Source organism: Methylobacterium sp. Leaf106 (assembly GCF_001422895.1).
Classification (GTDB): Bacteria; Pseudomonadota; Alphaproteobacteria; order Rhizobiales; family Beijerinckiaceae; genus Methylobacterium; species Methylobacterium bullatum.
Window position 1 is genome coordinate 522,606 of the sequence record NZ_LMNB01000023.1, and the last position, 12,171, is coordinate 534,776.

The window sequence follows — 12,171 nt, forward strand, 5'->3', positions numbered from 1 at the left end:
TTCTGAAACGTGGAGGCGTACGCCTGGAACGCTAACAGGGTCGACAATCGCCGGTATGAGATCAAACCCATGACCCTTCGCCGGGCGTTCGGTCGGTCGTCGAAAGCCTTATCCTCGACGCCGAGCCGCCCGGCCGGCGGCGCCCATCAATTCGCCCGCAGCACGCCCGTCATCTTCTCCAGGGACGGGAGCTTCTTGATCGGGCCGATCGCGGCGAGCGTCGGAGCGCCCGAGAGCAGGCGCAATCCCGCCGCCCTGACGTCATCCACCGTGACGGCATCGATCTTGGCGATGACTTCCTGAGGCGGGATCACCCGGCCCCAGGCGAGCATCTGGCGGGCATTGCGCTCGATCCGGCCGCCGGGGGTCTCAAGGGCCGACAGGAGTGCCACCTTCACCTGCGCCTTCGCGCGGGCGACCTCCACGGAATCGGCATCGCGCGCCGCCTTGGCCGTGGCCGCCAGGGTCACGTCGACGAGTTCGGCGAGATCCGAGCCGGACGTGCCGGCGCCGATGCCGAACAGGCCGCAATCGACGAAGGACCAGTGGAACGCCTGAATCTCATAGGCGAGGCCGCGGGTCTCGCGCACCTCGTGCCAGAGCCGCGAGGTGAGACCGCCGCCGAGGACCTGCGCGAACATGTGGAGGGCGTAATAGCCTTCGTCGCGAAACGAGAGGCCGGGCAGGCCCAGCACGAGATTCGCCTGTTCGAGCTTCTTCTGGATCCGCTTCTCGCCGCCGACATAGCTGCCGGGGACCATGTCCGGGGCGACCGTCGCCGGCATCCCGCCGAAATGATGCTCGGCCGCCTCGACGATGGCCTCGTGGGAGATGGCCCCCGCTGCGGCAACGACGATGCGGTCCGGGGTGTATTCGCGGGCGAGATAGGCTTCGATGGCGTCGCGGTCGAAGCTCGCGATGGTCTGCGGCGTGCCGATGATCGGACGGCCGATCGGCTGGTCCGGAAACGCCGCCGCGGTGAAGGCCTCGTAGACCACGTCGTCGGGCGTATCCTCGATGGCGGCGTATTCCTGCAGGATCACACCCTTCTCGCGAGCGAGTTCACCCGCGTCGAAGACCGAGCGGGTGAGGATGTCGCCGATGACGTCCAGGGCGACGCCGGCATCCTCGCCGAGCACGCGTGCGGTGTAGCTCGTACCCTCGGCGCTGGTGGCGGCATTGATGTCGCCGCCGACATTCTCGATGTCCTCGGCGATGCGTCGGGCCGAGCGGGTCTCGGTCCCCTTGAACGCCATGTGCTCGATGAGGTGGCTGAGGCCACCCTCGTCAGGCCGCTCGTGGCGCGATCCGGCGCCGACCCAGACGCCCAGGGTCGCGGTGGCGACACCGGGCATCGTCTCCGTGGTGACGGTGATGCCGTTGGAGAGGCGGGACACCTTCAGGCCGGGGGAAGCACCATGGGTCGCGAAATGCTGGTTCATGGGTTCTCAGTTCCCCGCCGTGATGCGTGAATGTGCGCGGATGAAAGCTTCCACCGCCGCCTGGTCGTTGGCGACGCGGGTGAAACGCTCCTTCCGATCCAGCAGATCGGCGAGGTGCGGCGGCAGGGCCGGGCGATGGCCACCCGTCGCCTGTGCGACCGCATCCGGAAACTTCGCCGGATGGGCGGTGGCGAGGGCGACGACGGGGGTCTTGCCGTCCTTCTCCAGAAGGCGCCGGCCGGCATGAACGCCGATGGCGGTATGCGGGTCGATGACCATGCCGATCTCCCGGTGGACCCGCGCGATCTCGGCGATGACGGCCTCCTCCGGAACGGACGCGGCATCGAACTCGCCGCGGACGGCCTTGAGGACCGCCTCGTCGAGGTGGAAGCCGCCCGATTGCTTGAGACCGGCCATCAGTCGCGACAGGCTCGACGCGTCGCGGCCCAGGGCCTCGAACAGCAGGCGCTCGAAATTCGAGGAGATCTGGATGTCCATGGAGGGCGAGGTGGTGGGCTGGACGCCGCGAACCTCGTAGGCGCCATGCTCCAGGGTGCGGGCCAGGATGTCGTTGGCGTTGGTGCCGATCATCAGGCGCTCGATGGGCAGGCCCATGCGCTTGGCAACCCAACCGGCGAGGATGTCGCCGAAATTGCCCGTCGGCACCGCGAAGGAGACGGGGCGGTGCGGTGCGCCCAGGGCCACGGCGCTGGTGAAGTAATAGACCGCCTGAGCGGCGACCCGCGCCCAGTTGATCGAGTTGACGCCGGAAAGCCGCAGCTCGTCGGCGAAATCCGCGTGCTGGAACAAGGCTTTGACGATGTTCTGGCAATCGTCGAAATTGCCGTCGATGGCGATGGCGTGGACGTTGTCCGCGCCCACCGACGTCATCTGGCGGCGCTGCACCTCGGAGACGCGGCCATGCGGGAACAGGATGAAGATGTCGACCTGATCGAGCCCTCGGAAGGCCTCGACGGCGGCGCTGCCGGTATCGCCGGAGGTGGCGCCCACGATGGTGGCGCGGGAGCGGCGGGACCGCAGGACGTGGTCCATCAGCCGGCCGAGGAGCTGCATCGCCACGTCCTTGAACGCCAGCGTCGGACCGTGGAAGAGCTCCAGCAGGAACAGGTTGTCGTCGAGCTGCACCAGCGGACACACCGCCGGGTGGCGGAAGGTGGCGTAGGAGTCCTCGATCATCCGGTCGAGATCGGCATGCGCGATCTCGCCGTCGATCAGCGGCCGCAGGACGAGCTTGGCCGCGTCGGCGTAGCGCTGTCCGGCGAGCCCGGCGATTTCGTCACGGGAAATCTGCGGCCAACTCTCGGGCAGGTACAGACCGCCGTCGCGGGCGAGGCCGGCGAGGAGAGCATCGGAAAAGCTGAGGGGCGCCGCGGCGCCGCGGGTCGAAACGTGTAGCAAAGGGGCCTCCGGGAAGGGGGCCGGTCTACACGAAGTGGATGGCGCTGTCGAAAGCCGGAAATTGCCGACGTCCGGGATCACGCTTCGCCGATAGATGAATGAAGCGGCGCCGTTTCCGCGAAGACCGAATCGATCAAGCTCCGCCGACCTCGTCGAGGAACCTTTCGATCGCCCGCTCCGTCCGAGACTTCGTTCGCGCCTGAGCGATGTAGTCCAGCCCCGCCTCAGACACCGCCTCGGCATGGGCTTCCTCGGTGCAGAGCCGCCGTATGGTCTCGGCCAGATCGTCCAGCGTCTCGGTGAGAGCCGGATACGGGGCCGGAAGGTCCTCTTTCAAGTCGCCCCAAAGCAGGCCCGCCAGCGGAACGCCGGCCGACAGGCACTCGTGCTGCGCCAGGCCGAACCCCGCCCAGGGCGGCAGGGGACTGACGTAGCACGAACACGAGCTCTGCAACTCGTCCTTGGCGCGCCCGTCGAGAAAGCCTCCCACCGTGTCCTGTCCGTACATGACGATGTCGACGGATCGCCGCTTGGCCAGTTCGATGACCTGATGGGTCAGCGCCAGGTCGTAGCGATCGCGCGTGTTCGGCCTCGATTTCATCGTCCAGGCGCGGTCCGCGCTCCATCGGTAACGCCGCTCGGGCTCGTACCAGGGGGCGATCACCCAGGACGGTTTGTGCAGCAACGCCGGATGATGGGTGCGTTGAAGGGCGAGGACCTTGCGGGACAAGGTGATGACGCCATCCACCTCGTCGATGAGCTTCGGCGGAAGAAGTCCTGCGCGCCCGTTGTGGATGATCCAGATATGGGCGGCGTTGGGCAAATGGGTTCTGGCTTCCTCGAGCTGAAGCGGGGTGGTCACGAGGACCGCCGCGACGTTCTCGTCGCTCCCGTCCCAGGACGGAACCTGCAGCAGGGCCGATTCCGCCAAGCCGTCATGATCGCCGAGCTTGGCCGCTTCCAGATTCCATCCGCCGGCGGACGCCCAGTTGTTGAGGAGCGTCGGGGATTGAAGGGCTGCGACGATGCGGGGCACGCCCGCACCTCTCGCGGATGCGACGGGCCGCCGGAGGAGCGGCCGGGTCACCTCTTTGCGCCAGGCGGCGGGCTGCCCGGCATCGAGATCCGAACTGGAGAGATGGTTGGCGAGATCGATCTCGAACGACCGAACGTGGTCCGACTCGCTGTGCCCGAGACGGAACACGACGAATACCTCGTTGGAGAAAGCGAGCTTGGCCCTTCCGAAACTGGCGGCGAGCAGACGTACCGGAATCTGCTCGATCAGGCCCTTGTGGCAAACCACCTGCCGGACAGAGGGGATGTCGTCGAGGTCCGAGAAGGCGATCAGGTCCGGGCGATACTCCTTGAGCCCGTCCGGCGCCGCCGTGGTGGCAAGGAGCGCGCTGTCTTCGTCCAGGAACGCAAGGAGTGCCGCCCAATACGGATCCACCGGCTGTGTTCCGCTCATCTCGACCTCATCCTCCTCGATCCGGCGAGACTTCGAACGTGTCTCACCAAATTCCCACCGCGCCGTCGCGCTCGGTACGATGACCGGTCGTCACGGAGGGCTTCCTGAGGCCTTCTTTAGCCGCGAAGAGGGCGCGGCGCATCTACCGGCGGATCGGGTTCTTTAGGGAGCGTCAGGCTTCGGGAAAGACCGGGCCATGACCATCCCAGCCGGCCCCCACCTATGCGTTGTCGCCGGGCGCCTTGACGAGGCGGCAGCCATTGATCCGCCATGTGCCGTCGCTCTGCTTTTCGAGGCTGTAGAGCGCCGTCCAGTCGATGCCGTTCTCGTCCTGCAGCGTCATGCCAAGGCTGAGACCGTCCTCGCCGCTCTCCTCGACACGGTCGACGCTGAAGCTGCGGGCGCGGTAGACGGCACCGTATCCCTTCCGGACCATCTCGATGAACGTGTCCGGCGAGGCGAACATCCCCTGGATCGATGGGGCGGCCTGGGCATAGGCGGTGGCCGCATCGTCCCTGCGGAACGCCTCGATCTGACGCTCCACCGTCGCCCTGGCTGCGAGCTTCGCCGCTTCGTCTGCGGCCCGGGCCGGTTCCGAAGCGAGGCAGGTGAGGGCGATCAGCAGGGAGAGGACGGCGCGCATGGACTACACTCCGCGATGGGGATGTCCGACGTCAGGATAGCGCGACGCGTCCGGCCGGCAAGAGCGATCCCGGATCCCGAGCCCTGCCGGCTTCCTTCCTTATGTGGCCGGGTTGCTCGCGGAGCCGTCCCGTTCTTCCGAAAGACGCTTCCACGCGAAGACGCCGAAGACGCCGACCAGGCAGGCGGCGATGCCGAACCATGTGAAGGCGTATTGCATGTGGTTGTTGGGAAGGTCGACGCGAAGCTGTCCGCCCTTGGGCCAGCCGCCGGGGTTCGGCGTAGCATCCGCCTCGATGAGATAGGGCATCACGGTGAGCCCCCTCGCAGCGGCGATGCCGTCGATGTCGCGATGGAACCACTCTCCCTTGGCGGGCTCCGGCGGCGGCACGAACATGGTCCGTATCTCCGGACCGCGCAGCATCCCGGTGATCGTGACCGATCCGGCGACCTGTCCCGGCTGGCGCCGCGCCGCATCCTTCAACTCCGTGGGCACGAACCCCCGGTTGACGATGACGAGGCTGCCGTCATCGTCCCGCTTCAACGGTGTCAGAACGTAGAAGCCCTGAAGAGCCTTGCCCGGCACCGCACCCGCCGCGAGACCGTGGACCAGGGTCTCCTGGTCGTTCAGCAGCGTCCCCGTCACCCGCACGCGCTCGAACTCGTCCCGCGCCGGATCCCAATCGTTTCGGGCCGGGAGAGAGGCAGGGGGCTCGGCGCGCGAGCGGGCGACGATGCGGCCGATCAGGGCTTCCTTCTCGCCCTTGCGATGCAACTGCCAGACGCCGAGGCTCAACAAGATGGCAAGGCAGATCAGCGAAGCGATGGCGGGCGCCGCCAGCGCCCGCACGGCGCCCGGACGAACAGGCTTGGGCATCAGCGAAAGCGCCCCTCCGCGGCCTTGTTGGCGAATTGAAGCGCCGCCAGCATTCCCTTCAACGGGCGCACGAGGGCGAGGCTCAGCCCGACCGACAGGGTGATGGCCACGACGGCATGGACCCAGATCGGCGGCTCGAAGGTGATCTCGAGCCAGAGCGCCAGCCCGACGACGACGATGCCGACGATGGACATGACGAAGAAGGCGGGGCCGTCGCCGGAATTGAAGTTCGAATAGTCGAGGCCGCAGACCTCACAGGACGGCCGGAACGTGAGGAAGCCGTCGAACATCGCGCCCTTGCCGCAGCGGGGGCAGCGGCAGCGCAATCCGGTGGGAACCGGAGGCGGTAGCGGCCGAGGGTGATTCACGATGCTTGGCTCCTCGGTGACGGGCGAATCCGCCGTCCGCCCCATATGGGGTTCCCGGCAGTCATGGCACGAAAAAGGGCGGCTCGCGCCGCCCTGATTCTCATACCTGTGTCGCTTCGCCTCGATGAGGCGGGACCGGTGTCAGTGAGCCGCCGTGCCGGCGCCCCAGACGTAGATTGAGGCGAACAGGAACAGCCAGACCACATCGACGAAGTGCCAGTACCAGGCGGCGAACTCGAAGCCGAGATGCTGCTGGACCGTGAACTGGCCGAGATAGACCCGGTAGAGGCAGATCGCGAGGAAGATCGTGCCGATGATGACGTGAGCGCCGTGGAAGCCCGTCGCCATGAAGAAGGTCGCCGAGTAGATGCTGCCCGAGAAGCCGAAATGCGCATGGCTGTACTCGTAGGCCTGGCAGGCCGTGAACAGCACGCCGAGGATGATCGTGAGCCACAGGCCGTATTTCAGGCCCTTGCGGTCGTTGTGCAGCAGGGCGTGGTGAGCCCAGGTGATCGTCGTGCCGGAGGTCAGCAGGATCAGCGTGTTGAGGAGCGGCAGGTGCCAGGGATCGAAAGCCTCGATGCCCTTGGGCGGCCAGGTGCCCCCGGTGAAATCCAGGCGCGTGGTCTGGATCGGGTCGGCGGTGTAGAGCGCCGCCTCGAAATAGGCCCAGAACCAGGCGGCGAAGAACATCACCTCGGAGGCGATGAACATGATCATGCCGTAGCGGTGGTGAAGCTGCACGACACGGGTATGGTCGCCGGCATTCGCCTCGTGGACGACGTCGCGCCACCATGAGAACATGACGTAGAGCACACCGATCGTGCCGGCGCCGAAGATGTAGGGACCGGGGCTGAGCGTGCCGATCTGCAGGCTCTTCATCCAGAACACGGCGCCGAACGCCATGAGGAAGCCGGAGAAGGCACCCAACAGCGGCCAAGGGCTCGGGCTCAAGATATGGAAGTCGTGATTCTTGGCGTGCGCCTCGGCCATCTCAATTCTTCTCCTCACCCCGGGCCCAATGCCGCGAACGGCTCTGACCTTCTGAACGTTCGGCTACACCGGAACCCTTAATCGGGACGGCGCAGTGTTGTCACGCTTGAGACCTCAAAAAACCTGGCGCGTACAAACGCGTCCCACCAAATTAGTTGACGACCCTAGAAATTGGTTTTCGCACCCTTGCCGTCCGTCGTCGCCAGGGCGGCCGAGGGCTGGCCGTTCTTCGACGCGAAGTAGGTGTAGGAGAGCGTCAGTTCCTGCAGATGGGCGGTGTTCGAATCGGCGCGCACGGCCGGATCGATGTAGAACACCACCGGGAAATCCATCGTCTCGCCGGGCTGCAACGTCTGCTCGTTGAAGCAGAAGCATTGGATCTTCACGAAGAAGCTGCCCATGAGCCCCGGCTGGACATTGTAGGTCGCGATCCCCGTCGAGGGGGTCGTCCCCGTGTTCTTCACGCGGAAGAATACGGTCTTGGTCTCGCCCAGACGCGCCTCGATCTTCGGAGTCTCCGCGACGAAGCGCCAGGGCAGGGTCGACGCGACGTTGGTGTCGAAATGGACGACCATGCTGTCGTCCATCGCGACCTGCGTGGGAGCGAGCCCGACTCGCGGCGTGCCGTCATAGCCGGTGGCCTTGCAGAACATGTCGTAGAGCGGCGCCGACGCGAAGGCGAGGCCGACCATTCCCATAGCCAGACCCGCACAGGCGAGGGCGGTGACCGACGCCTTGCGGTTCGGCGTGCTGCTTCGCTTGGTTGGCATGTCGGTCATGATGACGTCCGACTCTCTTCGCTGAACGGTCCGGTCGATCGGGTCACAGTGGGCGGTTGAGGATCTGCGGTCCGAGCTTGGCGATGGTCAGGGCGTAGAAGATGGCCACGAGGACGAACAGCACCGTGGCGATGGCGATCGAGCGCCTGCGCTGGCGCTGCTGCTCCTCGGGCGTCAAACGCCGCGGCGGCGTGGATTTCTCCGGCATCGAGGTCACGCGAGCACCGCGCGGTAGAGCCCGAGGCCCTGCTCGGCCAGGACCGCCGAGAACAGGAGGAACAGGTAGAGGATGGAAAAGCCGAACATGCCGAGCGCGGCCTTGCGTTCCGCCTCGCCCTCGCGGTTGCGGTAGACATGGACGCTGAAGACCAGCATCCCGAGGCCGCCGATGAAGGCGGTGACGCCGTAGAGCCATCCACCGAAGCCGAGGAACACAGGGGCGAGGCCCACCGGGAACAACACGATCGAGTAGTAGATGATCTGGCGGCGGGTGGATTGCGGCCCGGCGACGTTGGGCATCATCGGGATGCCGGCCTTGGCGTATTCGCCGGCCTTGATCAGCGCCAGCGCCCAGAAATGCGGCGGGGTCCAGATGAAGATGATGAGGAACAGGATCGTCGATTCGATGCCCACCGACCCCGACACGGCGGCCTGACCGATCATCGGGGGCAGGGCACCGGCGGCGCCGCCGATGACGATGTTCTGCGGCGTCGCCCGCTTCAGCCACATGGAATAGACGACGGCGTAGAAGACGATCGTGAAGGCCAGGAGCGAGGCGGCGAGCCAGTTCGAGGCGAGGCCGAGCACCAGCACCGAGCCCACCGACAGGACGATGCCGAAGGCGAGGGCCTCGCCGGGCTGGATGCGGCCGCCGGGTATCGGGCGGGTCGCGGTGCGGGTCATGACCGCGTCGATATCGGCGTCCCACCACATGTTGAGGCAGCCGGAGGCACCGGCGCCCACCGCGATCATCAGGAGCGAGATCACGCCGACGACGGGCTGGATGTGAACGTGCGAGACCACCATGCCGACGAGGGCGGTGAAGATCACCAGCACCATCACGCGCGGCTTCAGGAGTGCGAAGAAATCCGCGACCTCACCACCGACCATCATCGGGGTCGGCGCGAAATCGTTCGGCTCGGCGGCAGCGGAGACGCTGTTCGACAGGCTCGTCATGGGGTCCCGATACTGTTGTCGGTATGGCCGGAATTCGGATCACGCCGTCTCTGGCGCCGCCCTTTGCGGGATGTCGCTCGGTGAAGAGGGGCATCCGGTAAAGAGCGAGGACCGCTCACGCGATCCTCGCAATCCCTAGTGTCGTTTTAGAACAATCGCAATTTCGAAGCCGATCGCGATCGTGAAGACGGCAGTGCCTCAGTGACCGTGGTCGTCGACGATGGTCGGCAGCGTCTCGAACTGGTGGAAGGGCGGCGGCGAGGAGAGCGTCCACTCGAGGGTGGTGGCGCCTTCGCCCCACGGATTGTCGGCAGCGCGGACCTTCGAACGGAAGGCGAGGACGACGCCGATGAAGAACACCACCATGCCGAGAGCGAAGATGTGACCGCCCCAGGTGGAGACCTTGTGCCAGCCGGCGAAGGCTTCCGGGTAGTCGGCGTAACGACGCGGCATGCCGGCGAGACCCAGGAAGTGCATCGGGAAGAACAGGACGTTCGCACCGATGAAGGCCAGCCAGAAGTGCAGCTTGCCGGCCCATTCCGGGATGACGTAGCCGGTCATCTTCGGGAACCAGTAGTAGACACCGGCGAAGATGATGAACACGGCGCCGAGCGACAGCACGTAGTGGAAGTGGGCGACGACGTAATAGGTGTCGTGCAGGTACTTATCGACCGCCGAGTTCGCCAGCACGACGCCGGTGACGCCGCCGACCGTGAACAGGAAGATGAAGCCGACCGCCCAGTGCATGGCGGCGGTGAAGCGGATCGAGCCGCCCCACATCGTCGCGATCCACGAGAAGATCTTCACGCCGGTGGGCACCGCGATGACCATGGTGGCGAAGACGAAGTAGGACTGCGTCTGGAGCGACAGGCCGACCGTGTACATGTGGTGAGCCCACACGACGAAGCCGACGACGCCGATGGCGACCATGGCGTAGGCCATGGCGAGATAGCCGAACACCGGCTTGCGCGAGAAGGTCGAGATGATGTGGGAGACGATGCCGAAGGCCGGCAGGATCATGATGTACACTTCGGGGTGGCCGAAGAACCAGAACAGGTGCTGGTAGAGCACCGGATCGCCACCGCCGGCCGGATCGAAGAAGGTCGTGCCGAAGTTGCGGTCGGTGAGCAGCATCGTGATCGCGCCGGCGAGGACCGGGAGCGACAGGAGCAGCAGGAACGCGGTGACGAGCTCAGCCCAGGCGAACAGCGGCATCTTGTGCAGGGTCATGCCCGGCGCGCGCATGTTCAGGATGGTGGTGATGAAGTTGATGGCGCCCAGGATCGAGCCGGCGCCCGAGAGGTGGAGGGCGAAGATCGCGAAGTCCACGGACGGGCCGGGATGGCCGGAGGTGGAGAGCGGCGGGTAGACGGTCCAGCCCGTGCCGGCACCGGTGGTTCCGGGCGCGCCTTCGACGAACAGCGAGCAGACGAGGCTCGCGAAGCCGGCGACGGTCAGCCAGAACGAGATGTTGTTCATGCGCGGGAACGCCATGTCGGGCGCGCCGATCATGAGCGGGACGAACCAGTTGCCGAAGCCGCCGATGAGCGCCGGCATCACCATGAAGAACACCATGATGAGACCGTGGCCGGTCACGAACACGTTGTAGGTGCCGGGATTCGAGAAGTACTGCAGGCCGGGCTCTTCCATCTCCATGCGGATGCCGAAGGAGAGGAACGCGCCGATGATGCCCGCGCAGAACGCGAACAGGAGGTAGAGCGTGCCGATGTCCTTATGGTTGGTCGACAGGAACCAACGGGCGAAGAAGGACGGCGTATGGGAGGCGTGGGCGTCGTGATGCCCTGATTGTGCTGTGGCGGTTGCCATCGTTGCAGACCCTGTTCAGGTTTCTCTAAATCTCTCGATTTGCGAATGGACCGACCCGGTGAAGGGCCGGTCCAGCCGGTGCCGTCGGGCGGCGCCGGAAAAAGCCGCTACTTGGCTTCTGCGAACTTCGAACCGTCGTCGAGGCGGGCGAACTTGGTCTTCCCCTCGGCGAGCCAAGCGGCGTAGGCCTCGTCGCTCACCACCTGCACCGTGATGGGCATGTAGGCGTGGCGGGCGCCGCAGAGCTCCGAGCACTGGCCGTGATAGGTGCCCTCACGCTCGGCCTTGAACCAGAACTGGTTCAGGCGGCCGGGGATCGCGTCGATCTTGAACCCGAAGGACGGCATCGCCCAGGAGTGCAGCACGTCGGCCGCGGTCACCTGGATCTTCACGATCTTGTTCACCGGAACGACCATGTCGTTATCGGTGCCCAGCAGCTTGGGCTGCTTGTCTTCGTCGATATTGGCATCGAAGGTGAAGCCGCCGCCGTTCTCCACGGCCGGGTACTCGTATGACCAGTACCAGGCATGGCCGATCACCTTGATGATGACGTCGGCCTTGGGGTCCGAGAGCTGGGTGCGCAGCAGGCGGAAGGAGGGGATGGCCACTGCCACCAGGATCAGCACCGGGACGATGGTCCAGGCGATTTCGATCATGGTGTTGTGGGTGGTCTTGGACGGGACCGGGTTCGCCTTCGCGTTGAACTTGAAGATGCAATAGACGATCAGGCCCAGCACGAAGGCCGAGATGCCGAAGGAGAGCCAGTGCATCCCCTGCTCGAACGTGTGGATGTCCCGCGCGTTCTCTGTGACGGCGACCTGACGGTCCATCTGCCACGGCTCGGGCTGGCCGATGCCCGCCGCCAGAGCGGCTGTAGAAACGAGGGCGGTGCCGAGCGCAGCGAAAGCGCCCGCAGCAAGTCCCCATGATGACCGGTGTTGCGCCTGCGTGGTCCGCATGTGCCTCTCGTGGCTCCCCTTGGTATCGTTCTACGTCGTCCCGCAGCGTCTTGCGACTTTTGACGTCGCGCGCAAGTCCTAGCTCAACGGGAAAGGCAAGCCTCGATCACGTATTTCGGGCCGGCATTGCCGGTGTCAGACCACATGGCGGTCGACGGCGCAACCGCAACAGCGTCGCATGGATGAGGCTTTCCCCGTAGTCCAGGCCGAAGGGAGCCCGA

The 12,171-nt window shown here is 65.7% G+C and carries 12 protein-coding genes; all 12 read right to left on the reverse strand.

Annotation, left to right across the window (positions count from 1 at the left end):
• Positions 1-146: 146 nt before the first annotated feature.
• The 12 genes from ASF34_RS14205 to coxB all read right to left on the reverse strand — a co-directional run bounded on the left by ASF34_RS14205 (position 147) and on the right by coxB (position 11,950).
• Positions 147-1,442, reverse strand: coding sequence for a M16 family metallopeptidase (locus tag ASF34_RS14205; protein ID WP_018045007.1), 1,296 nt, complete (start codon positions 1,440-1,442; stop codon positions 147-149).
• Positions 1,443-1,448: 6 nt separating this feature from the next.
• Positions 1,449-2,861 carry a threonine synthase gene (gene thrC / locus ASF34_RS14210; RefSeq protein ID WP_056161773.1) on the reverse strand — a complete coding sequence of 471 codons (1,413 nt, stop codon included), beginning with the start codon at positions 2,859-2,861 and terminating at the stop codon, positions 1,449-1,451.
• A gap of 133 nt (positions 2,862-2,994) precedes the next feature.
• The gene (locus tag ASF34_RS14215) at positions 2,995-4,329 is read right to left on the reverse strand and encodes a glycosyltransferase (protein ID WP_056161775.1); all 1,335 of its coding nucleotides are present in this window, start codon (positions 4,327-4,329) and stop codon (positions 2,995-2,997) included.
• A gap of 220 nt (positions 4,330-4,549) precedes the next feature.
• Complete coding sequence (locus tag ASF34_RS14220; RefSeq protein ID WP_056161777.1) at positions 4,550-4,972, reverse strand: DUF4864 domain-containing protein; 423 nt, start codon at positions 4,970-4,972, stop codon at positions 4,550-4,552.
• 99 nt (positions 4,973-5,071) lie between these two features.
• Positions 5,072-5,848, reverse strand: a complete 777-nt coding sequence (locus tag ASF34_RS14225) for an SURF1 family protein (RefSeq protein WP_056161780.1) — start codon at positions 5,846-5,848, stop codon at positions 5,072-5,074.
• Complete coding sequence (locus ASF34_RS14230; protein ID WP_244478996.1) at positions 5,848-6,261, reverse strand: DUF983 domain-containing protein; 414 nt, start codon at positions 6,259-6,261, stop codon at positions 5,848-5,850. The genes ASF34_RS14225 and ASF34_RS14230 overlap by 1 nt, the downstream gene beginning before the upstream one ends.
• 96 nt (positions 6,262-6,357) lie before the next feature.
• Positions 6,358-7,209, reverse strand: a complete 852-nt coding sequence (locus tag ASF34_RS14235) for a cytochrome c oxidase subunit 3 (RefSeq protein WP_018045001.1) — start codon at positions 7,207-7,209, stop codon at positions 6,358-6,360.
• A 164-nt stretch (positions 7,210-7,373) separates the two neighbouring features.
• Complete coding sequence (locus ASF34_RS14240; RefSeq protein WP_056140582.1) at positions 7,374-7,988, reverse strand: cytochrome c oxidase assembly protein; 615 nt, start codon at positions 7,986-7,988, stop codon at positions 7,374-7,376.
• 43 nt (positions 7,989-8,031) lie between these two features.
• Positions 8,032-8,196: a hypothetical protein gene (locus ASF34_RS22995; RefSeq protein ID WP_162238932.1), complete on the reverse strand. Its 165-nt coding sequence runs from the start codon at positions 8,194-8,196 to the stop codon at positions 8,032-8,034.
• Positions 8,197-8,201: 5 nt separating this feature from the next.
• Positions 8,202-9,164 (reverse strand): heme o synthase, encoded by a 963-nt coding sequence (locus ASF34_RS14250; RefSeq protein ID WP_056161782.1) that lies wholly within the window; start codon positions 9,162-9,164, stop codon positions 8,202-8,204.
• Positions 9,165-9,362: 198 nt separating this feature from the next.
• Positions 9,363-10,991, reverse strand: coding sequence for a cytochrome c oxidase subunit I (ctaD, locus tag ASF34_RS14255; protein WP_018044997.1), 1,629 nt, complete (start codon positions 10,989-10,991; stop codon positions 9,363-9,365).
• A 107-nt stretch (positions 10,992-11,098) separates the two neighbouring features.
• Positions 11,099-11,950 carry a cytochrome c oxidase subunit II gene (gene coxB, locus ASF34_RS14260; RefSeq protein ID WP_026176137.1) on the reverse strand — a complete coding sequence of 284 codons (852 nt, stop codon included), beginning with the start codon at positions 11,948-11,950 and terminating at the stop codon, positions 11,099-11,101.
• Positions 11,951-12,171: the final 221 nt, after the last annotated feature.

Excerpts from the sequence above, each read along its gene's own strand:
- coxB (WP_026176137.1), bottom strand. The coding sequence starts at position 11,950 with ATGCGGACCACGCAGGCGCAACACCGGTCATCATGGGGACTTGCTGCG.
- ASF34_RS14215 (WP_056161775.1), bottom strand. The coding sequence starts at position 4,329 with ATGAGCGGAACACAGCCGGTGGATCCGTATTGGGCGGCACTCCTTGCG.
- ASF34_RS14205 (WP_018045007.1), bottom strand. The coding sequence starts at position 1,442 with ATGAACCAGCATTTCGCGACCCATGGTGCTTCCCCCGGCCTGAAGGTG.
- ASF34_RS14250 (WP_056161782.1), bottom strand. The coding sequence starts at position 9,164 with ATGACGAGCCTGTCGAACAGCGTCTCCGCTGCCGCCGAGCCGAACGAT.
- ASF34_RS22995 (WP_162238932.1), bottom strand. The coding sequence starts at position 8,196 with ATGCCGGAGAAATCCACGCCGCCGCGGCGTTTGACGCCCGAGGAGCAG.
- ASF34_RS14225 (WP_056161780.1), bottom strand. The coding sequence starts at position 5,848 with ATGCCCAAGCCTGTTCGTCCGGGCGCCGTGCGGGCGCTGGCGGCGCCC.
- ASF34_RS14240 (WP_056140582.1), bottom strand. The coding sequence starts at position 7,988 with ATGACCGACATGCCAACCAAGCGAAGCAGCACGCCGAACCGCAAGGCG.
- ASF34_RS14235 (WP_018045001.1), bottom strand. The coding sequence starts at position 7,209 with ATGGCCGAGGCGCACGCCAAGAATCACGACTTCCATATCTTGAGCCCG.
- ctaD (WP_018044997.1), bottom strand. The coding sequence starts at position 10,991 with ATGGCAACCGCCACAGCACAATCAGGGCATCACGACGCCCACGCCTCC.
- ASF34_RS14230 (WP_244478996.1), bottom strand. The coding sequence starts at position 6,261 with ATGGGGCGGACGGCGGATTCGCCCGTCACCGAGGAGCCAAGCATCGTG.
- ASF34_RS14220 (WP_056161777.1), bottom strand. The coding sequence starts at position 4,972 with ATGCGCGCCGTCCTCTCCCTGCTGATCGCCCTCACCTGCCTCGCTTCG.